At 69.6% G+C, this 17,312-nt stretch carries 30 protein-coding genes; all 30 read right to left on the bottom strand.

Annotated elements, in window-relative coordinates; translation table 11 throughout:
* Window position 1: 1 nt before the first annotated feature.
* A complete protein-coding gene (locus CLV92_RS05275; protein WP_104431765.1) occupies window positions 2-1,015 on the bottom strand; it encodes a DNA-directed RNA polymerase subunit alpha in 1,014 nt (337 codons plus the stop codon).
* 195 nt (window positions 1,016-1,210) lie between these two features.
* On the bottom strand, window positions 1,211-1,618 hold the full coding sequence (gene rpsK / locus CLV92_RS05270; protein ID WP_104431764.1) for a 30S ribosomal protein S11: 408 nt from the start codon (window positions 1,616-1,618) through the stop codon (window positions 1,211-1,213).
* A 105-nt stretch (window positions 1,619-1,723) separates the two neighbouring features.
* A complete protein-coding gene (gene rpsM / locus CLV92_RS05265; RefSeq protein ID WP_104431763.1) occupies window positions 1,724-2,104 on the bottom strand; it encodes a 30S ribosomal protein S13 in 381 nt (126 codons plus the stop codon).
* Between the two features lie 172 nt (window positions 2,105-2,276).
* Complete coding sequence (gene rpmJ, locus CLV92_RS05260; RefSeq protein ID WP_003956441.1) at window positions 2,277-2,390, bottom strand: 50S ribosomal protein L36; 114 nt, start codon at window positions 2,388-2,390, stop codon at window positions 2,277-2,279.
* A gap of 70 nt (window positions 2,391-2,460) precedes the next feature.
* Window positions 2,461-2,682, bottom strand: a complete 222-nt coding sequence (gene infA / locus CLV92_RS05255; RefSeq protein ID WP_012084955.1) for a translation initiation factor IF-1 — start codon at window positions 2,680-2,682, stop codon at window positions 2,461-2,463.
* A gap of 174 nt (window positions 2,683-2,856) precedes the next feature.
* Entirely contained in the window at window positions 2,857-3,678 is an 822-nt protein-coding gene (map, locus tag CLV92_RS05250; protein ID WP_104431976.1) for a type I methionyl aminopeptidase, read from the bottom strand.
* 31 nt (window positions 3,679-3,709) lie between these two features.
* Window positions 3,710-4,285 carry an adenylate kinase gene (locus tag CLV92_RS05245; RefSeq protein WP_104431762.1) on the bottom strand — a complete coding sequence of 192 codons (576 nt, stop codon included), beginning with the start codon at window positions 4,283-4,285 and terminating at the stop codon, window positions 3,710-3,712.
* Entirely contained in the window at window positions 4,282-5,583 is a 1,302-nt protein-coding gene (secY, locus tag CLV92_RS05240; RefSeq protein WP_104431761.1) for a preprotein translocase subunit SecY, read from the bottom strand. The genes CLV92_RS05245 and secY overlap by 4 nt, the downstream gene beginning before the upstream one ends.
* A gap of 252 nt (window positions 5,584-5,835) precedes the next feature.
* Complete coding sequence (rplO, locus tag CLV92_RS05235; RefSeq protein ID WP_104431760.1) at window positions 5,836-6,288, bottom strand: 50S ribosomal protein L15; 453 nt, start codon at window positions 6,286-6,288, stop codon at window positions 5,836-5,838.
* A 2-nt stretch (window positions 6,289-6,290) separates the two neighbouring features.
* Complete coding sequence (gene rpmD, locus CLV92_RS05230; protein ID WP_104431759.1) at window positions 6,291-6,473, bottom strand: 50S ribosomal protein L30; 183 nt, start codon at window positions 6,471-6,473, stop codon at window positions 6,291-6,293.
* Window positions 6,473-7,105, bottom strand: coding sequence for a 30S ribosomal protein S5 (rpsE, locus tag CLV92_RS05225; protein ID WP_104431758.1), 633 nt, complete (start codon window positions 7,103-7,105; stop codon window positions 6,473-6,475). Before rpsE ends, rpmD begins: the two co-directional genes overlap by 1 nt.
* Window positions 7,106-7,133: 28 nt before the next feature.
* Window positions 7,134-7,511, bottom strand: coding sequence for a 50S ribosomal protein L18 (gene rplR, locus CLV92_RS05220; protein WP_104431757.1), 378 nt, complete (start codon window positions 7,509-7,511; stop codon window positions 7,134-7,136).
* Between the two features lie 3 nt (window positions 7,512-7,514).
* Entirely contained in the window at window positions 7,515-8,054 is a 540-nt protein-coding gene (gene rplF / locus CLV92_RS05215; protein ID WP_104431756.1) for a 50S ribosomal protein L6, read from the bottom strand.
* A 16-nt stretch (window positions 8,055-8,070) separates the two neighbouring features.
* The gene (gene rpsH, locus CLV92_RS05210) at window positions 8,071-8,469 is read right to left on the bottom strand and encodes a 30S ribosomal protein S8 (RefSeq protein ID WP_104431755.1); all 399 of its coding nucleotides are present in this window, start codon (window positions 8,467-8,469) and stop codon (window positions 8,071-8,073) included.
* 94 nt (window positions 8,470-8,563) lie between these two features.
* A complete protein-coding gene (locus CLV92_RS05205; RefSeq protein ID WP_104431975.1) occupies window positions 8,564-8,749 on the bottom strand; it encodes a type Z 30S ribosomal protein S14 in 186 nt (61 codons plus the stop codon).
* A gap of 2 nt (window positions 8,750-8,751) precedes the next feature.
* On the bottom strand, window positions 8,752-9,324 hold the full coding sequence (gene rplE, locus CLV92_RS05200; RefSeq protein ID WP_104431754.1) for a 50S ribosomal protein L5: 573 nt from the start codon (window positions 9,322-9,324) through the stop codon (window positions 8,752-8,754).
* Between the two features lies 1 nt (window position 9,325).
* The gene (rplX, locus tag CLV92_RS05195; protein WP_104431753.1) at window positions 9,326-9,703 is read right to left on the bottom strand and encodes a 50S ribosomal protein L24; all 378 of its coding nucleotides are present in this window, start codon (window positions 9,701-9,703) and stop codon (window positions 9,326-9,328) included.
* A gap of 2 nt (window positions 9,704-9,705) precedes the next feature.
* Window positions 9,706-10,074 carry a 50S ribosomal protein L14 gene (gene rplN, locus CLV92_RS05190; RefSeq protein WP_104431752.1) on the bottom strand — a complete coding sequence of 123 codons (369 nt, stop codon included), beginning with the start codon at window positions 10,072-10,074 and terminating at the stop codon, window positions 9,706-9,708.
* 109 nt (window positions 10,075-10,183) lie between these two features.
* The gene (gene rpsQ / locus CLV92_RS05185; protein ID WP_104431751.1) at window positions 10,184-10,474 is read right to left on the bottom strand and encodes a 30S ribosomal protein S17; all 291 of its coding nucleotides are present in this window, start codon (window positions 10,472-10,474) and stop codon (window positions 10,184-10,186) included.
* A complete protein-coding gene (gene rpmC / locus CLV92_RS05180) occupies window positions 10,471-10,725 on the bottom strand; it encodes a 50S ribosomal protein L29 (RefSeq protein ID WP_104431750.1) in 255 nt (84 codons plus the stop codon). The genes rpsQ and rpmC overlap by 4 nt, the downstream gene beginning before the upstream one ends.
* Complete coding sequence (gene rplP / locus CLV92_RS05175; RefSeq protein ID WP_104431749.1) at window positions 10,725-11,144, bottom strand: 50S ribosomal protein L16; 420 nt, start codon at window positions 11,142-11,144, stop codon at window positions 10,725-10,727. The genes rpmC and rplP overlap by 1 nt, the downstream gene beginning before the upstream one ends.
* A 2-nt stretch (window positions 11,145-11,146) precedes the next feature.
* The gene (gene rpsC / locus CLV92_RS05170; RefSeq protein WP_104431748.1) at window positions 11,147-11,995 is read right to left on the bottom strand and encodes a 30S ribosomal protein S3; all 849 of its coding nucleotides are present in this window, start codon (window positions 11,993-11,995) and stop codon (window positions 11,147-11,149) included.
* Window positions 11,995-12,375 (bottom strand): 50S ribosomal protein L22, encoded by a 381-nt coding sequence (rplV, locus tag CLV92_RS05165; RefSeq protein ID WP_104431747.1) that lies wholly within the window; start codon window positions 12,373-12,375, stop codon window positions 11,995-11,997. The genes rpsC and rplV overlap by 1 nt, the downstream gene beginning before the upstream one ends.
* Window positions 12,376-12,478: 103 nt before the next feature.
* Window positions 12,479-12,760, bottom strand: a complete 282-nt coding sequence (gene rpsS, locus CLV92_RS05160; protein ID WP_104431746.1) for a 30S ribosomal protein S19 — start codon at window positions 12,758-12,760, stop codon at window positions 12,479-12,481.
* Window positions 12,761-12,777: 17 nt separating this feature from the next.
* Complete coding sequence (gene rplB, locus CLV92_RS05155) at window positions 12,778-13,614, bottom strand: 50S ribosomal protein L2 (protein ID WP_104431745.1); 837 nt, start codon at window positions 13,612-13,614, stop codon at window positions 12,778-12,780.
* 45 nt (window positions 13,615-13,659) lie between these two features.
* Window positions 13,660-13,962: a 50S ribosomal protein L23 gene (gene rplW / locus CLV92_RS05150; RefSeq protein WP_104431974.1), complete on the bottom strand. Its 303-nt coding sequence runs from the start codon at window positions 13,960-13,962 to the stop codon at window positions 13,660-13,662.
* 5 nt (window positions 13,963-13,967) lie between these two features.
* Window positions 13,968-14,696 carry a 50S ribosomal protein L4 gene (rplD, locus tag CLV92_RS05145; protein ID WP_104431744.1) on the bottom strand — a complete coding sequence of 243 codons (729 nt, stop codon included), beginning with the start codon at window positions 14,694-14,696 and terminating at the stop codon, window positions 13,968-13,970.
* A 4-nt stretch (window positions 14,697-14,700) separates the two neighbouring features.
* Window positions 14,701-15,360 (bottom strand): 50S ribosomal protein L3, encoded by a 660-nt coding sequence (gene rplC / locus CLV92_RS05140; RefSeq protein WP_104431743.1) that lies wholly within the window; start codon window positions 15,358-15,360, stop codon window positions 14,701-14,703.
* Between the two features lie 13 nt (window positions 15,361-15,373).
* Window positions 15,374-15,682: a 30S ribosomal protein S10 gene (rpsJ, locus tag CLV92_RS05135; protein ID WP_012084982.1), complete on the bottom strand. Its 309-nt coding sequence runs from the start codon at window positions 15,680-15,682 to the stop codon at window positions 15,374-15,376.
* A 374-nt stretch (window positions 15,683-16,056) separates the two neighbouring features.
* The gene (gene tuf / locus CLV92_RS05130) at window positions 16,057-17,250 is read right to left on the bottom strand and encodes an elongation factor Tu (protein WP_104431742.1); all 1,194 of its coding nucleotides are present in this window, start codon (window positions 17,248-17,250) and stop codon (window positions 16,057-16,059) included.
* Window positions 17,251-17,312 lie beyond the last annotated feature (62 nt).

Genomic DNA, 17,312 nt, shown 5'->3' with positions numbered 1-17,312 from the left:
GTCAGAGCTGCTCGTCCTCGGCGAAGGACGCGTCGTCCTCCTCGAAGTCGTTGACGACGGCGCTCGGGTCGAAGCCGGGCGGGCTGTCCTTCAGGTGCAGACCCATGCCGACGAGCTTGGCCTTGACCTCGTCGATGGACTTCTGCCCGAAGTTGCGGATGTCGAGCAGGTCGGCCTCGCTGCGCGAGACCAGTTCCCCGACGGTGTGGATGCCCTCGCGCTTGAGGCAGTTGTAGGAGCGGACCGTCAGGTCCAGCGCCTCGATCTCCAGCGCGAGGTCCGCGGCCAGCGCCGCGTCGGTCGGCGACGGACCCATGTCGATGCCCTCGGCGTCGACGTTGAGCTCGCGGGCGAGGCCGAACAGCTCCGTCAGCGTCTTGCCGGCGGAGGCCACGGCGTCGCGGGGGGCGATCGAGCGCTTGGTCTCCACGTCCACCACGAGGCGGTCGAAGTCGGTGCGCTGCTCGACGCGGGTGGCCTCGACCTTGTAGGTCACCTTCAGCACCGGCGAGTAGATGGAGTCGACCGGGATGCGGCCGATCTCCTGCTCGCCGGACTTGTTCTGCTGGGCGGAGACGTAGCCGCGACCGCGCTCGACCGTCAGCTCCAGCTCGAGCTTGCCCTTGGCGTTGAGGGTGGCGATGTGCAGGTCCGGGTTGTGGACCTCCACGCCGGCCGGGGGGGCGATGTCCGCAGCGGTGACGGCGCCGGGGCCCTGCTTGCGCAGGTACATCACCACGGGCTCGTCGTGCTCGCTGGACACCACGAGGTTCTTGATGTTGAGGACGAGCTCGGTGACGTCCTCCTTGACCCCGGGAACGCTGGTGAACTCGTGCAGCACGCCGTCGATGCGGATGCTCGTGACCGCGGCACCCGGGATGGACGACAGCAGCGTGCGGCGCAGCGAGTTGCCCAGGGTGTAGCCGAAGCCCGGCTCGAGCGGCTCGATGACGAACCGGGAGCGGTAGTCGCTGAGGACGTCCTCAGTGAGCGTGGGTCGCTGGGCGATCAGCACGGCATCTCCTTCCCGCGGACGTCCGCCATATGACGTCCCGCGAACCCGTCGGCATCGGTCCACCGGCGGGGTACTTCACGTGTGCGGGGAACCACCGCGGCGCAGTGGTTCCCGGTGCGCTGTCCCGGCAGGCCGGAGCCCCCGGTCCCGCGGACCGGGGGCCCGGCGCTGCTGGAAGCACGCCGGTGGAGGACGTCAGACGCGACGACGCTTGGGCGGACGGCAGCCGTTGTGCGGGCTGGGCGTGACGTCCTGGATCGCCCCGACCTCGAGGCCGGTCGCCTGCAGCGAGCGGATCGCCGTCTCGCGGCCCGAACCCGGGCCCTTCACGAAGACGTCGACCTTGCGCATGCCGTGCTCCTGCGCACGGCGGGCGGCGGCCTCCGCGGCCATCTGGGCGGCGAAGGGCGTCGACTTGCGCGAGCCCTTGAAGCCGACCTGACCGGCCGACGCCCAGGCGATCACAGCGCCCGTGGGGTCGGTGATGGAGACGATCGTGTTGTTGAACGTGCTCTTGATGTGGGCGTGGCCGTGGGAGACGTTCTTCTTCTCCTTGCGGCGCGGCTTGCGCGCACCGGTGGCCATGCGGCTCTTGGGAGGCATGCGGTGAACTCCAGGGAACGACGTGGCAGGTCCGCGCGGGCGGCGGAACCTCGGGAGCTGCGAGCGGGGCGCTCGCGGATGGGGCGGCCGGAGGGCCGCCCGCTGCTACTTGCGGCCCGGCTTCTTCTTGCCTGCCACGGTGCGCTTCGGACCCTTGCGGGTGCGAGCGTTCGTCTTCGTGCGCTGCCCGCGGACGGGCAGGCCACGACGGTGGCGGAGGCCCTCGTAGCTCCCGATCTCCACTTTGCGGCGGATGTCGGCGGCCACCTCGCGGCGGAGGTCACCCTCGACGCGGAAGTTGCCCTCGATGTAGTCGCGCAGGCGGACGAGGTCGTCGTCCCCGAGGTCTCGCACGCGGGTGTCGCCGCTGACGCCGGTCGCCGCCAGCGTCTCCTTCGCGCGGGTGCGCCCGATGCCGAAGATGTAGGTGAGCGCGATCTCTGCCCGCTTCTCGCGGGGCAGGTCCACGCCGACGAGACGTGCCATGTGGATGTTCCTCTTCCTTCACGGAGGTCTACCGCAGCACCGTTCCCGCCCTCGTCCGGCGGGTCCCCGGCCTCCGACCGGGGGTGTCACCCGGCCTAGCTGACCGGGTGGGTGCTGCGCGGAGGTCGTGCTCCTGGACCGTCAGCGGCCGCTGCTGCGGTCCGCCGGGGTCTCAGCCCTGACGCTGCTTGTGGCGCAGGTTGTCGCAGATGACCATCACGCGCCCGTGGCGGCGGATCACCTTGCACTTGTCGCAGATCTTCTTGACGCTGGGCTTGACCTTCATCACGTCTCCGGTCGTGCCGGCCCCCCGACCGACCCCGGGTGGGGAGGGCGGGTGGCAGCGGCCAGTGGGGTCACTTGTAGCGGTAGACGATGCGCCCGCGGGACAGGTCGTAGGGGCTGAGCTCGACGACGACCCGGTCCTCGGGGAGGATGCGGATGTAGTGCTGCCGCATCTTCCCGGAGATGTGGGCGAGCACCTTGTGACCGTTGCTCAGCTCGACGCGGAACATCGCGTTCGGCAGGGCTTCGATCACGGTGCCTTCGATCTCGATGACGCCGTCCTTCTTCGGCATGTCCTCCGCTTTTCCGTCGGTGCTTCTCAGGTGCTCTGGCTGGACGCGCACCCGTGCCGAGGAAGCAGCCGAACCGTTCGAGCGGCAGACAGGGCGGACCGAAAGACGAGTCTAGTGGACACGGGACGGGAGACGAAATCGCACCCCGTCCCGGATCCCGTCGGCGGGGCTGGCTCAGGCCGAGGCGAGGCCCGACAGTCGAGCCCCGCGCCGGGCGAGTTCCTCCGCACCCCCGTCGGGGGCGGTGAGCACCCACAGCCCGTCCTCCAGCACGGCGACCGTGTGCTCCCAGTGCGCGGCCCTCGTGCCGTCGCGCGTCACCACCGTCCAGTCGTCGCCGAGGACGTCGGTGTCCTCCCCGCCGCGCGTGCACATCGGCTCGACGGCGACGACCAACCCGGGCTTCACCTTCGGGCCCCGTTCGCGGACGCGGTAGTTGAGGACCTCCGGCGCCTGGTGCATCTCGGTGCCGATGCCGTGACCGGTGTACCCGTCGACGATGCCGAGCCTGCCGTCGACGGCGTCCTCGACCGCGGCGCCCACGTCGTTGAGCCGGCCGCGGGCGTCCAGCGCGGCGATGCCCCCCCACATGGCCTGGCGCGTCAGCTCGATGAGCTCGGCGTCGGCCTGGTCCAGGGGTGAGCCCACGACCGCGGTGAAGGCGGAGTCGCCGTGCCACCCGTCGACCACGGCCCCGCAGTCCACGGAGACGACGTCACCCTCGGCGATGACCCTCTCCCCGGGGATCCCGTGGACGACCACCTCGTTGACCGAGACGCACAGCGTCGCCGGGTACCCGTGGTAGCCGAGGAAGGACGCCCGCCCGCCCCCGTCCCGGATGACCTCCGCGGCGACGGCGTCCAGGTGCGCGGTGGTGATCCCGGGGCGGAGCTCGGCCCGGACCCGCTCCAGGGCCGCGGCCGTGAGCAGACCCGCCGTGCGCATGCGCCGCACCTGCTCGGGGGTCTTCCACTCGATGCGCTCGCGGTGGAACACGCTCACTGCACTCCCCCGCCGGTGCCGGCGGTCAGGACCGGCCCGTCTCGAGAGCGGCGAGCAGGCGCTCGGTGACCTCGTCGATGGGGCCGAGGCCGTCCACCGTGCGCAGGAGCCCGCGCGACTGGTAGACGTCGACCAGCGGGGCCGTCTGCTCCAGGTAGACCCGCTGCCGCTCGCGGATGACGTCCTCGGTGTCGTCGCTGCGCCCCTGGATGGCGGCGCGCTGCACGAGGCGGCGGACCAGCTCGTCGCTGTCCGCGGTGATCTGCACGACGGCGTCCAGCTGGGTGCCGCTCTCCGCCAGCATCGCGTCGAGCTCTCGGACCTGGTCCGTGGTGCGCGGGTAGCCGTCGAGGATGAAGCCACCCTCCACGTCGGGCTCCGCGAGCCGGCTGCGGACCATCCCGTTGGTGACCGTGTCGGGGACGTACTTGCCGGCGTCCATGTACTCCTTCGCCAGGGTCCCCAGGTCAGTGCCCTGGGCGACGTTGGCCCGGAAGATGTCACCGGTGGAGATGGCGGGCACGGAGAGGTGCTCCGCCAGCCGGGACGCCTGGGTGCCCTTGCCCGCGCCGGGCGGACCGAGGAGGACGAGACGCGTCATCGCAAGAACCCTTCGTAGTTCCGCTGCTGCAACTGGGACTCGATCTGCTTCACCGTCTCCAGGCCCACACCGACCACGATGAGGATCGACGTTCCGCCGAAGGGGAAGTTCTGGTTCGCGTTGAAGAGCACCAGGGCGATGAGGGGGATCAGCGAGACCAGCCCCAGGTAGAGGGCACCGGGCAGCGTGATGCGGGTGAGGATGTAGTCGAGGTACTCGGCGGTCGGGCGACCGGCCCGGACACCGGGGATGAAGCCGCCGTACTTCCGCATGTTCTCGGCGACCTCGTCCGGGTTGAACGTGATGGCCACGTAGAAGTACGCGAAGAAGATGATCAGCAGGAAGTAGATCGCCATGTAGAGCGGGTGGTCGCCCCGGACGAGGTACCGGTCGATCCACAGGACCCACTCCGCACGCGGGTCGTTGAACTGCGCCACCAGGGCGGGCAGGTACAGCAGCGACGAGGCGAAGATGATCGGGATGACGCCGGCCATGTTGACCTTCAGCGGGATGTAGGTGCTCGTCCCGCCGTACATGCGCCGGCCGATCATCCGCTTGGCGTACTGCACCGGCACGCGCCGCTGGGACTGCTCCACGGCCACGACGGCGGCCACGACGAAGAGACCGATGAAGATGACGGCCGCCATGATCGCGTAGCCGTTCTCCTGCCCGATGGCCCAGATCGAGGACGGGAACGTCGAGGCGATCGACGTGAAGATCAGCAGCGACATGCCGTTGCCGACGCCCCGCTCGGTGATCAGCTCACCCATCCACATCACGAGGCCGGTGCCGGCCGTCATGGTGAGCACCATCAGCGCCAGGATCGGCACGCTCTGGTCGGGCACGACCTGCGCCGTGCACTGCGCCCCGAAGAGGCGCGCGGGGTCGCGCGCGATCGAGACGTACGTCGTCGACTGCAGGATGGCCAGGGCGATCGTCAGGTACCGCGTGTACTGCGTCAGCTTCGCGGTCCCCGTCTGCCCCTCCTTCTTCAGCTCCTCGAAGCGGGGGATCACGACGGTGAGCAGCTGCACGATGATGCTCGCCGTGATGTAGGGCATGATCCCCAGCGCGAACACGGCCAGCTGGAGCAGCGCCCCGCCGCTGAAGAGGTTGACCAGACCGAGGAGGCTGCTGTTCGTCTCCGCCTGCGTGAGGCACTCCTGCACCGCCGTGTAGTCGACGCCCGGGGTGGGGATGAAGGAGCCCAAGCGGAAGATCACGATGATGCCGAGCGTGAAGAGCAGCTTCCGGCGCAGGTCCGGCGTCCGGAACGCCCGAGCCAAAGCGGTGAGCACGTGACCTCCTGCACCGCCTGAGAGGGCGGGGTGCTGACGCGAATGGGTGGTGCCTGTCGGTGGTGCCCGCGCACGTGCGGGTACCGGTGGGTCCTACTGCCTGGCGGCCGGCCGTCCCTGCAGGGCAGAGGGCAGGACCGCCACACCGGAGGGGGCCTCCGGCGAGACGACCCTACCCCGTGCACGAACAGGAACGCGGCGGCAACGGACGGTTGATCTCACGTGTCCGTTACCGCCGCGTCGGGGCGATCGTCAGAGCTGGGTGGTCGTCCCACCCGCTGCGGTGATCTTCTGCTCCGCACTGGCGGAGAACTTGTGCGCGCTGACCTGCAGCGGCACGCCGATCTCGCCGGTACCGAGGACCTTGACCAGGTGCCCGGGGCGCACGGCGCCCTTGGCGACGAGGTCGTCGACGCTCACTGCGCCGCCCTCGGGGAAGAGCGAGGACAGGCGGTCGAGGTTGACCACCTGGTACTCGACCCGGAAGGGGTTCTTGAAGCCGCGGAGCTTGGGCAGCCGCATGTGCAGCGGCATCTGCCCGCCCTCGAAGGCCTCCGGCACCTGGTAGCGGGCCTTGGTGCCCTTCGTACCGCGACCGGCGGTCTTGCCCTTGCTGGCCTCACCGCGACCCACGCGGGTCTTCGCGGTCTTGGCACCGGGCGCCGGGCGCAGGTGGTGCACCTTGAGCACGTGCTCGTTCGCCATCGTCAGTCAACCTCCTCGACGGTGACCAGGTGGGCCACCGCGCGGACCATCCCGCGGAACTCGGGGCGGTCGTCCTTGATGACGACGTCCCCGATGCGGTGCAGCCCGAGGCTGCGCAGCGTGTCCCGCTGGTTCTGCTTGCCGCCGATCTCGGAGCGGATCTGCGTGACCTTCAACTGCGCCATCAGGCAGCCCCCTCCGCACGCGCCCGCAGCAGCGCCGCCGGAGCGACGTGGTCCAGCGGGAGGCCGCGACGGGCCGCGACCTGCTCAGGACGCTCCAGGCCGCGCAGCGCCGCCACCGTCGCGTGGACGATGTTGATGGCGTTGTCGCTGCCCAGGGACTTGCTGAGCACGTCGTGGATTCCGGCGCACTCCAGGACCGCGCGCACCGGACCACCGGCGATCACACCGGTACCGGGCGAGGCGGGGCGCAGCATGACCACGCCCGCGGCCTTCTCCCCCTGGACGGGGTGCGGGATGGTGCCCTGGATGCGCGGCACCTTGAAGAAGTTCTTCTTGGCCTCCTCGACGCCCTTGGCGATCGCCGCGGGCACCTCCTTGGCCTTGCCGTAGCCGACGCCGACGGTGCCGTCGGAGTCGCCCACGACCACGAGGGCGGTGAAGCTGAAGCGACGACCGCCCTTGACGACCTTGGCGACGCGGTTGATGGTCACCACGCGCTCGACGAAGTTGCTGCGGTCCGAGCTGTCGCCGCGACGGTTGTCACGGCCGCCGTCGCGGCGACCGTCACGACGGTTGTTGTCGCCGCCACCGGCCGCACCGGCGCCGGCGCCGCGGCGCTGGGGTCCAGGCATCAGGCGTTCCTCATCTCTCGCAGGGGGCTCACAGTGCCAGGCCGGCGCCGCGGGCGCCGTCGGCGATGGCTGCCACGCGACCGGCGTAGCGGTTGCCGCCGCGGTCGAAGACCACGGCGTCGATGCCGGCCGCCTTGGCGCGCTCGGCGACGAGCTCGCCGACGCGGCGCGCCTTGGCCGACTTGTCGTCGCCCGACGCGCGCAGGTCGGCCTCCATCGTGGAGGCGGAGGCCAGCGTCTTGCCGACGCTGTCGTCGATCACCTGCACGAAGACGTGGCGGGCGGAGCGCGTCACGACCAGGCGGGGGCGCTCCGTGGTGCCGGCGACCTTCTTGCGCACGCGCAGGTGGCGCCGGCCGCGGGCAACGTCCTTGCCCTTCTGGGTCCGCTTCACAGCAAGCGACATGACTTACTTACCAGCCTTCCCGACCTTGCGGCGGATGATCTCGCCGGCGAGCCGCACGCCCTTGCCCTTGTACGGGTCGGGCTTGCGCAGCTTCCGGATGTTGGCGGCGACCTCGCCGACCAGCTGCTTGTCGATGCCCTGCACCGAGAAGCGGGTCGGGTTCTCCACGGCGAACGTGATGCCGGCGGGCGGCGTCACGACGACCGGGTGGCTGAAGCCGAGCGCGAACTCCAGGTCGGAGCCCTTGGCGGCGACGCGGTAGCCGGTGCCGTGGATCTCCAGCCGCTTGACGTAGCCCTCGGTCACACCCAGGACCATGTTGTTGATCAGGGTGCGGGTGAGGCCGTGGCGCTCCTTGGCGATGCGCTCGTCGTTGGGCCGGCTGACCTGCAGCGTGCCGTCCTCGGAGCGGTCGACCGTGATGGGCTCGGCCACGGTGTGCGTGAGGGTGCCCTTGGGGCCCTTCACGGTGACGGTCTGACCGTCGACGGTCACGTCCACGCCCGTGGGAACGGGCACGGGGAGTCGTCCGATGCGCGACATGAGTTCTCCTCCCCTCTCACCAGACGTAGGCGAGGACTTCCCCACCCACGCCCTTCTTGGCCGCCTGCTTGTCCGTCAGGAGCCCCGACGACGTGGACAGGATCGCCACGCCGAGGCCGCCGAGGACGCGCGGCAGGTTGGTCGACTTCGCGTACACGCGCAGACCCGGCTTCGAGACCCGGCGCACGCCGGCGATCGAGCGCTCGCGGTTGGGGCCGAACTTCAGCGCGATGATCAGCTTCTTGCCGACCTCCGCGTCCTCGACCTTCCACGACTCGATGTAGCCCTCCTGCTGGAGGATCTCGGCGATGTGGGACTTCAGCTTGCTGTAGGGCATGACCACGCTGTCGTGGTACGCCGAGTTGGCGTTGCGCAGACGCGTCAGCATGTCTGCGATGGGGTCGGTCATCGTCATCGGGCTCGCCCGCCCTTCCTCGCCGGGGTTTCCACACCGCTGACAGCGGTGCGGACCTGCGGCGTCGTCACATCGAGGTTGTCACGCACAGCCGTCACCAGCTGCTCTTGGTCACACCGGGCAGCTCACCGCGGTGCGCCATCTCCCGAAGGCAGATGCGGCAGATGCCGAACTTGCGGAAGACCGAGTGCGGCCGGCCGCAGCGCTGGCACCTGGTGTAGGCACGCACTGCGAACTTCGGCTTGCGCGCTGCCTTCTGGATGAGAGCCGTCTTGGCCACGGTCACGCCTCCTTGAACGGGAAGCCGAGCAGACGCAGCAGCGCCCGGCCCTCCTCGTCGTTCTTCGCCGTCGTCACGACGGTGATGTCCATACCGCGGACGCGGTCGATGCGGTCCTGGTCGATCTCGTGGAACATCGACTGCTCCGTGAGGCCGAAGGTGTAGTTGCCGTTGCCGTCGAACTGCTTCGGCGAGAGTCCGCGGAAGTCGCGGATGCGGGGCAGGGCCAGCGTGAGCAGCCGGTCCAGGAACTCCCACATGCGGTCACCGCGCAGCGTGACGTGGGCGCCGATCGGCATGCCCTCGCGGAGCTTGAACTGGGCGATGGACTTGCGGGCCTTGGTCACCTGCGGCTTCTGCCCGGTGATGGTGACCAGGTCGCGCACGGCACCGTCGATGAGCTTGGAGTCGCGGGCCGCCTCGCCGACGCCCATGTTGACGACGACCTTGACCAGGCCGGGGATCAGCATGACGTTCGGGTAGGCGAACTGCTCCTGCATCGCGCCGCGGATCTCCTCGCGGTAGCGCTGCTTCAGGCGCGGCAGCGCCCGGGCGGTCTCGAGGGTCTCAGTCATCTCAGATGTCCTTACCGGAGCGCTTGGCCACGCGGATGCGCTGGATGCGCTGCACGCCGTTCTTCTCCACCGTCTCCGTGCGCATGCCGACGCGGGTCGGCTTGTTGGTCTCCGGGTCCACGAGCTGCACGTTGCTCACGTGGATCGGGGCCTCGCGCACCACGATGCCGCCGGCGCCCTGGTTGCCCGGGCCCGCCTTGGTGTGGCGCTTGATCTGGTTGACGCCCTCGACCAGCACGCGCTGCGTGTCCGGGAAGACGTCGAGCACCTTGCCCTGCTTGCCGAGGTCCGACGTGCGGGTCCCGTCCTCGTTGCGACGGCCCCGGACGCGCGTGATGACCTGCACGAGGTCACCCTTCTTGATCCGCAGCTTCCCCATGGTCAGAGCACCTCCGGCGCCAGCGAGATGATCCGCATGAAGCGCTTCTCGCGCAGCTCCCGGCCGACGGGCCCGAAGATGCGGGTGCCGCGCGGGTCGCCGTCGTTGCGGAGGATCACCGCGGCGTTCTCGTCGAAGCGGATGTAGGAGCCGTCCGGGCGACGACGCTCCTTGGAAGTGCGGACGACGACCGCCTTGACGACGTCGCCCTTCTTGACGTTGCCACCGGGGATGGCGTCCTTCACGGTGGCGACGATCACGTCGCCGATGCCCGCGTAGCGGCGGCCGGAGCCGCCGAGCACGCGGATGCAGAGGATCTCCTTGGCACCCGTGTTGTCGGCGACCTTGAGCCGCGACTCCTGCTGAATCACTCTCTACTCCTTCGTCGCGCTGGTTCTCGCGCCCCGTCTGGGCCGACAGGGCGCGAGCCTGGCCGAACTGATGTGGACGTGGTGACGGCGGCCCGGGGACCGCCGCCGGTCACTTGGCGCGCTCGAGCACCTCGACGACCCGCCACCGCTTGGTGGCGGACAGCGGACGCGTCTCGGCGATGAGCACGAGGTCGCCCACACCGGCGGTGTTGACCTCGTCGTGCGCCTTCACCTTGGTGGTGCGGCGGATGACCTTGGCGTACAGCGGGTGCTTGACGCGGTCCTCGACCTCGACCACGACGGTCTTCTGCATCTTGTCGCTGACGACGTAGCCGCGGCGCGTCTTGCGGTAGCCGCGAGCCTCGCCGCTCGCGGAGCCCTGCGCAGTGCTCTCGCTCACTTGGCCCCCTCCGAGTCCTTGGCGGCCGGCGCCTCGGTGATCCCGAGCTCACGCTCCCGCATAGTGGTGTAGATGCGCGCGATGTCGCGCTTGACGGCGCGCAGGCGGCTGTTGTTCTCGAGCTGCCCGGTGGCGGACTGGAAGCGCAGGTTGAACAGCTCCTCCTTCGCCTTCCGGAGCTCCTCGATCAGCTGCGCGTCGTCGAACTCGCGCAGCTTCTCCGGCGCCAGGTCCTTGGTCCCGACTGCCATCACGCCTCACCACCCTCGCGCCGGACGATCCGGCACTTCACCGGCAGCTTGTGGATGGCGCGGGTGAGCGCCTCCGCAGCGACCTTCTCGTTGGGGAACGACAGCTCGAACATGACACGTCCGGGCTTGATGTTCGCGATCCACCACTCCGGGGAGCCCTTGCCGGAACCCATGCGGGTCTCGGCCGGCTTCTTCGTGAGCGGGCGGTCGGGGTAGATGTTGATCCACACCTTGCCGCCACGACGGATGTGGCGGGTGATCGCGATACGAGCCGACTCGATCTGCCGGTTCGTGATGTAGCCACCCTCGACCGCCTGGATCCCGTACTCACCGAAGGTGACGCGGGTGCCGCCGGTTGCTGCGCCGGTGCGGCGGGGGTGGTGCTGCTTGCGGTGCTTGACGCGACGTGGGATCAGCACGGTCAGGCCTCCGTTGCGTTCGGGCTCTTGCCGGTGGCCGGCTGCTCGGTGGTGACCCCGGCCTCGCCACCGGCCGCAGTCGCCTCGGCGACGGGCGCGGTGGTCGTGGGAGCGTCGGAGCGGGGACGACGCGCACCACGCGGACCGCCCTCGCCACGCTCGCCACGGCGCGGGGCGCGGGGCGCGGTGGCCTGCTCACGGGCGAGCTCACGGCTGGTGACGTCGCCGTGGTAGATCCAGACCTTCACGCCGATGCGACCGAACGTCGTACGCGCCTCGTAGAAGCCGTAGTCGATGTTGGCGCGCAGGGTGTGCAGGGGCACCCGGCCCTCGCGGTAGAACTCCGAGCGGCTCATCTCGGCGCCGCCGAGACGGCCGGAGCACTGCACCCGGATGCCCTTGGCGCCGGAGCGCAGCGCGGTCTGCATGCCCTTGCGCATGGCGCGGCGGAAGGAGACGCGGCTGGCGAGCTGCTCTGCGATGCCCTGGGCGACGAGCTGGGCGTCGATCTCGGGGTTCTTGACCTCGAGGATGTTGAGCTGCACCTGCTTGCCGGTGAGCTTCTCCAGCTCGCCGCGGATGCGGTCGGCCTCGGCGCCGCGGCGGCCGATCACGATGCCCGGACGCGCGGTGTGGATGTCCACCCGGACGCGGTCGCGGGTGCGCTCGATCTCGACCTTGGAGATGCCGGCGCGCTCCATGCCCTTGGACATGAGGCGACGGATCGCGACGTCTTCCTTCACGTAGTCCGAGTACCGCTGTCCCGGACGCGTGGAGTCGGCGAACCACCGGCTCTTGTGGTCGGTGGTGATGCCCAGTCGGAACCCGTGCGGGTTGACCTTCTGTCCCACTAGCGGGTCCTCCTCGTCTTCTTGGCGCCGTCGGCCGGCGGGGCGACGACGACCGTGATGTGGCTGGTGCGCTTCAGGATCCGGCCGGCGCGCCCCTGCGCCCGCGGACGGAAGCGCTTCATGGTCGGCCCCTCGTCCACGTAGACCGTCTGCACGACGAGGTCACGCTCGTCGAAGGCCTGCGAGTGCTTGTCCGCCAGGAACCGGGCGTTCGCGATCGCGCTCTCGACGAGCTTGCGAACCGGCTCCGCCGCCGCCTGCGGGGCGAACTGCAGCACGGCGACCGCCTCGGTGGCCTGCTTGCCCCGGATCAGGTCGACGACTCGGCGCGCCTTCTGGGGCGTGACGCGGAGGTACCGCGTCTGCGCCTTGGCTTCCATCCCTGTCCTGCCTTCTTGTCTCAAGTGCTCGTCACTACGTGGGGGGCTGCTCGCGCCGGGCGCGGCGGGGGCCCCGGCTGGCGCCGGGGCCGGTCCGCTCGCGTCAGCGGCGACGACCCTTGCGGTCGTCCTTCTCGTGGCCGCGGAACGTGCGCGTGGGTGCGAACTCGCCGAGCTTGTGCCCGACCATCGCCTCGGTCACGAACACGGGAACGTGCTTGCGGCCGTCGTGCACCGCAAAGGTGTGGCCGAGGAAGTCCGGCGTGATCATCGAGCGCCGAGACCACGTGCGGATGACGGTGTGCGTGCCCTTGTCGTTCTGCTCGTCCACCTTCTTCTGCAGGTGGTCGTCGACGAAGGGACCCTTCTTCAAGCTGCGAGGCATGGTCGCCAGTACTCCTATCAGCGCTTCTTGCCGGTGCGGCGGCGGCGGACGATGAGCTTGTCGCTCTCCTTGCCCGGACGCCGGGTGCGGCCCTCAGGCTGGCCCCAGGGGCTCACGGGGTGGCGACCACCGGACGTCTTGCCCTCACCACCACCGTGCGGGTGGTCGATCGGGTTCATGGCCACACCGCGGACCGTAGGACGACGGCCCTTCCAGCGCATGCGACCGGCCTTGCCCCAGTTGATGTTCGACTGCTCGGCGTTGCCGACCTCGCCGATGGTGGCGCGGCAGCGGACGTCGACGTTGCGGATCTCACCGGAGGGCATCCGCAGCTGGGCGAACTGCCCCTCGCGTGCGACCAGCTGCACGCTCGCACCAGCGGACCGGGCGATCTTCGCGCCGCCGCCGGGGCGGAGCTCGATCGCGTGGATCACGGTACCGACGGGGATGTTGCGCAGCGGCAGGTTGTTGCCCGGCTTGATGTCGGCGGTGGGGCCGTTCTCGATCGGGTCACCCTGCTTCAGGCGGTTCGGCGCGATGATGTAGCGCTTCTCGCCGTCCACGTAGTGGAGCAGTGCGATCCGGGCGGTGCGGTTCGGGTCGTACTCGATGTGCGCGACCTTCGCCGGCACGCCGTCCTTGTCGTGACGCCGGAAGTCGATCACCCGGTAGGCGCGCTTGTGGCCGCCACCGTGGTGGCGCGTCGTGACGCGACCGGTGTTGTTGCGCCCACCGCTCTTCGTGAGCGGACGGACGAGCGACTTCTCCGGCTGCGTGCGCGTCACCTCGACGAAGTCGGCGACGCTGGCGCCGCGCCGGCCCGGCGTCGTCGGCTTGTACTTGCGGATTCCCATGGTGAGTCAGTCCTCGACTTCGATAGGTCCTGCGGTCCGGTCGCCTCAGGCGACCGAGCCGCCGAAGATGTCGATAGTGCCTTCGCGCAGCGTCACGATGGCCCGCTTGGTGTCCTTGCGCTTTCCGGTGCCGAACTTGGTCCGGCGGCTCTTGCCCTGGCGGTTCGCCGTGTTCACCGACGCCACCTTCACGCCGAAGACACGCTCGACAGCGACCTTGATCTCGGTCTTGTTCGCCGCGGGGTCCACCAGGAAGGTGTACTTGCCCTCGTCGATGAGCCCGTAGCTCTTCTCCGAGACGACCGGTGCGAGCAGGATGTCGCGCGGGTCCTTCTGCGTGTTCCCGATGCTGCTCACTGAGCGCTCCCCTCTGCGGCCGCGAGCGCTGCGGCCTCGGACTCGGTCGCCACCGCGCTCGCGCCGCGCCCCTTGGCGGGCCCGGTCACGAACGCATCCAGGGCAGCGCGGGTGAACACGACGTCGTCGGAGACCAGCACGTCGTAGGTGTTCAGCTGGTCGGCCGGCAGCAGGTGCACGCGGTCGACGTTGCGCAGGCTCTTCGCCGCCAGGTCGTCGCCGCGGGCGATGACGACGAGCACGTGACGACGCGCCGTCACCTCGGCGAGGAGGCCGACGACGGCCTTGGTGGAGGGCGCCTCGCCGGTGACCAGGCTGTCGACCACGTGGATGCGGCCGTGGCGCGCCCGGTCGGAGAGGGCGCCCCGCAGGGCGGCGGCCTTCATCTTCTTCGGGGTGCGCTGCGCGTAGCTGCGCGGCGTGGGGCCGTGGACGACGCCACCACCGGTGAACTGCGGGGCGCGCAGCGAACCCTGACGGGCGCGGCCGGTGCCCTTCTGCTTGTACGGCTTCTTGCCGCCACCCCTGACCTCACCGCGGTTCTTCGTGTCGTGGGTGCCCTGGCGGGCGGCCGCGAGCTGCGCGACCACGACCTGGTGGATCAGCGGGATGTTGGTCTGCACACCGAAGTGCTCGGCCGGCAGCTCGACGGTGCCGGCGGTGCCGCCACCGGCGGTCCGCACGTCGACGGTGATCGGCGCTGCGGCCTCAGTCGTCGCGGTCATGAGCTCAGGCCTCCTTGACGCGCGCCTTGGCGGCGTTCTTGACGAGCACGACCCCACCGCGGGGACCCGGGATCGCGCCGGCGATCAGCAACAGGCCCTTCTCCACGTCGATGGCGTGCACCTTCAGGTTCTGGGTGGTCTGACGCTCGGCGCCCATGCGGCCGGCCATGCGCATGCCCTTGAAGACGCGACCGGGGGTGGAGCACCCGCCGATCGAGCCGGGCTTGCGGTGGTTGCGGTGCGCACCGTGGGAGGCGCTCACACCGGCGAAGCCGTGACGCTTCATCACGCCGGCGGTGCCCTTGCCGCGGGTGGTGCCGACGACGTCGACCACCTGGCCCGCCGCGAAGATCTCGACCGTGACCTCCTGGCCGGCGCTGTAGCTCGCCGCGTCGGTGGTGCGCAGCTCGACCAGGTGACGACGGGGCGCCACACCGGCCTTGGCGAAGTGGCCCGAGGCGGGCTGGTTCGCCTTGCGCGGGTCGATGGCCCCGAAGGCCAGCTGGACGGCCTCGTAGCCGTCGGTGTCCTTGGTGCGGACCTGGGTGACGACGTTCGGCGCGGCCTGGACCACGGTGACGGGGACGAGGCGGTTCGCGTCGTCCCACACCTGGGTCATGCCGAGCTTGGTGCCGAGCACCCCTCGCACTTGCCTGTCGCTCATCGTGTGCAGTCCCTCAGAGCTTGATCTCGATGTCGACACCCGCGGGGAGGTCGAGGCGCATGAGCGAGTCGACCGTCTTCGGCGTGGGGTCGATGATGTCGATGAGGCGCTTGTGGGTGCGCATCTCGAAGTGCTCGCGGCTGTCCTTGTACTTGTGCGGCGAGCGGATCACGCAGTAGACGTTCTTCTCGGTCGGCAGCGGCACGGGCCCGGCGACAGAGGCGCCAGTGCGGGTCACCGTGTCGACGATCTTGCGCGCCGAACTGTCGATGACCTCGTGGTCATAGGCCTTGAGCCGGATGCGGATCTTCTGTCCCGCCATGGCGTCGTCTGACTCTCTCTCTTCGTACCGCTACTGACTCGTGCGCGGCGCGGGGCTGGTTCCCCTGCCCCGACCCCCGAGGTCGGGCGTGTCGCCTCTGCGAGACGTACTCCGCCCACGTCGGTTGCCCGGTGTGGTCTTGTCATGGTCGCGACCGCAGAACCGTCCCGGAGGACTGCTCACGGCACCCGCTCACCTGGCGTTGGGCAGAACCCACCGCATCAACGGCGCGCAGCAACCGGTCCAGTCTGCCAGACCAGCCCCGTCCTTGGCCAATCGGCCCCCTGACGGCGTTGGTCCCAGCAGAACGGGGTGGACCCGGGAAGGGTCCACCCCGTTCTCGTGGGTGGCCGGAGCGGTCGAGACCGCTCAGATCACTTGAGGATCTTCGTGACCCGGCCGGCGCCGACGGTGCGGCCACCCTCACGGATCGCGAACTTCAGGCCCTCTTCCATCGCGATGGGCTGGATGAGGTCGACCTTCATCTCAGTGTTGTCACCCGGCATGACCATCTCGGTGCCCTCGGGCAGCGTGACGACGCCGGTGACGTCGGTCGTCCGGAAGTAGAACTGCGGACGGTAGTTGTTGTAGAACGGCGTGTGACGGCCACCCTCGTCCTTGGACAGGATGTAGGAGTTGGCCTCGAACTCCGTGTGCGGCGTGATCGACCCGGTCTTGCAGACGACCTGACCGCGCTCGACGTCCTCACGCTTGAGGCCGCGGAGCAGCAGACCGACGTTCTCGCCGGCCTGGCCCTCGTCGAGGAGCTTGCGGAACATCTCGATGCCGGTGACCGTCGTCTTCTGGTTCTTCTCCCGGATGCCGACGATCTCCACCTCCTCGTTGACCTTGAGGATGCCGCGCTCGATGCGACCGGTGACGACGGTGCCGCGACCGGTGATCGTGAAGACGTCCTCGATGGGCATGAGGAAGGGCAGGTCGACCTCACGGGTCGGCTCCGGGATCGCGGTGTCGACCGCCTCCATGAGCTCCATCAGCTTCGCGCCCCACTCGGCGTCGCCCTCGAGCGCCTTGAGCGCCGAGACGCGCACGACCGGCACGTCGTCGCCGGGGAACTCGTAGCTGGAGAGGAGCTCGCGCACCTCCATCTCGACGAGCTCGAGGAGCTCCTCGTCCTCGACCATGTCGGCCTTGTTGAGGGCCACGACGATGTAGGGGACGCCGACCTGGCGGGCCAGGATGACGTGCTCCTTCGTCTGCGGCATGGGGCCGTCGGTCGCCGCGACCACGAGGATGGCGCCGTCCATCTGCGCCGCGCCCGTGATCATGTTCTTGATGTAGTCCGCGTGACCAGGGCAGTCGACGTGGGCGTAGTGACGCAGCTCCGTCTGGTACTCGACGTGCGCGATGGAGATGGTGATACCGCGCTGACGCTCCTCGGGAGCCTTGTCGATCTGGTCGAACGCCGAAGCCTGGTTCAGGTTCGGGTACTTGTCGTGCAGCACCCGGGTGATCGCCGCAGTCAGCGTCGTCTTCCCGTGGTCGATGTGACCGATGGTGCCGATGTTGACGTGCGGCTTAGTCCGCTCGAACTTCGCCTTCGCCACTGGGGGTCCTCCTCGGGACTGGTTTCTTCCCCGACCCGGTGGATCGGGCGGGTGGCCGGTGG

This window comes from Kineococcus xinjiangensis (assembly GCF_002934625.1).
Lineage (GTDB): Bacteria > Actinomycetota > Actinomycetes > Actinomycetales > Kineococcaceae > Kineococcus_A > Kineococcus_A xinjiangensis.
Note: the sequence above shows the minus strand (reverse complement) of the source record. Positions and strands in the feature narration are given on the sequence as shown.

Excerpts from the sequence above, each read along its gene's own strand:
- rpsK (WP_104431764.1), bottom strand. The coding sequence starts at position 1,618 with ATGCCTCCCAAGAGCCGCATGGCCACCGGTGCGCGCAAGCCGCGCCGC.
- rpsM (WP_104431763.1), bottom strand. The coding sequence starts at position 2,104 with ATGGCACGTCTCGTCGGCGTGGACCTGCCCCGCGAGAAGCGGGCAGAG.
- rpmJ (WP_003956441.1), bottom strand. The coding sequence starts at position 2,390 with ATGAAGGTCAAGCCCAGCGTCAAGAAGATCTGCGACAAGTGCAAGGTG.
- infA (WP_012084955.1), bottom strand. The coding sequence starts at position 2,682 with ATGCCGAAGAAGGACGGCGTCATCGAGATCGAAGGCACCGTGATCGAA.
- CLV92_RS05245 (WP_104431762.1), bottom strand. The coding sequence starts at position 4,285 with ATGACGCGTCTCGTCCTCCTCGGTCCGCCCGGCGCGGGCAAGGGCACC.
- rplO (WP_104431760.1), bottom strand. The coding sequence starts at position 6,288 with ATGGCGAACGAGCACGTGCTCAAGGTGCACCACCTGCGCCCGGCGCCC.
- rpmD (WP_104431759.1), bottom strand. The coding sequence starts at position 6,473 with ATGGCGCAGTTGAAGGTCACGCAGATCCGCTCCGAGATCGGCGGCAAG.
- rpsE (WP_104431758.1), bottom strand. The coding sequence starts at position 7,105 with ATGCCTGGACCCCAGCGCCGCGGCGCCGGCGCCGGTGCGGCCGGTGGC.
- rplR (WP_104431757.1), bottom strand. The coding sequence starts at position 7,511 with ATGTCGCTTGCTGTGAAGCGGACCCAGAAGGGCAAGGACGTTGCCCGC.
- rplF (WP_104431756.1), bottom strand. The coding sequence starts at position 8,054 with ATGTCGCGCATCGGACGACTCCCCGTGCCCGTTCCCACGGGCGTGGAC.
- rpsH (WP_104431755.1), bottom strand. The coding sequence starts at position 8,469 with ATGACGATGACCGACCCCATCGCAGACATGCTGACGCGTCTGCGCAAC.
- rplE (WP_104431754.1), bottom strand. The coding sequence starts at position 9,324 with ATGACTGAGACCCTCGAGACCGCCCGGGCGCTGCCGCGCCTGAAGCAG.
- rplX (WP_104431753.1), bottom strand. The coding sequence starts at position 9,703 with ATGGGGAAGCTGCGGATCAAGAAGGGTGACCTCGTGCAGGTCATCACG.
- rpmC (WP_104431750.1), bottom strand. The coding sequence starts at position 10,725 with ATGGCAGTCGGGACCAAGGACCTGGCGCCGGAGAAGCTGCGCGAGTTC.
- rplV (WP_104431747.1), bottom strand. The coding sequence starts at position 12,375 with ATGGAAGCCAAGGCGCAGACGCGGTACCTCCGCGTCACGCCCCAGAAG.
- rpsS (WP_104431746.1), bottom strand. The coding sequence starts at position 12,760 with ATGCCTCGCAGCTTGAAGAAGGGTCCCTTCGTCGACGACCACCTGCAG.
- rplB (WP_104431745.1), bottom strand. The coding sequence starts at position 13,614 with ATGGGAATCCGCAAGTACAAGCCGACGACGCCGGGCCGGCGCGGCGCC.
- rplD (WP_104431744.1), bottom strand. The coding sequence starts at position 14,696 with ATGACCGCGACGACTGAGGCCGCAGCGCCGATCACCGTCGACGTGCGG.
- rplC (WP_104431743.1), bottom strand. The coding sequence starts at position 15,360 with ATGAGCGACAGGCAAGTGCGAGGGGTGCTCGGCACCAAGCTCGGCATG.
- rpsJ (WP_012084982.1), bottom strand. The coding sequence starts at position 15,682 with ATGGCGGGACAGAAGATCCGCATCCGGCTCAAGGCCTATGACCACGAG.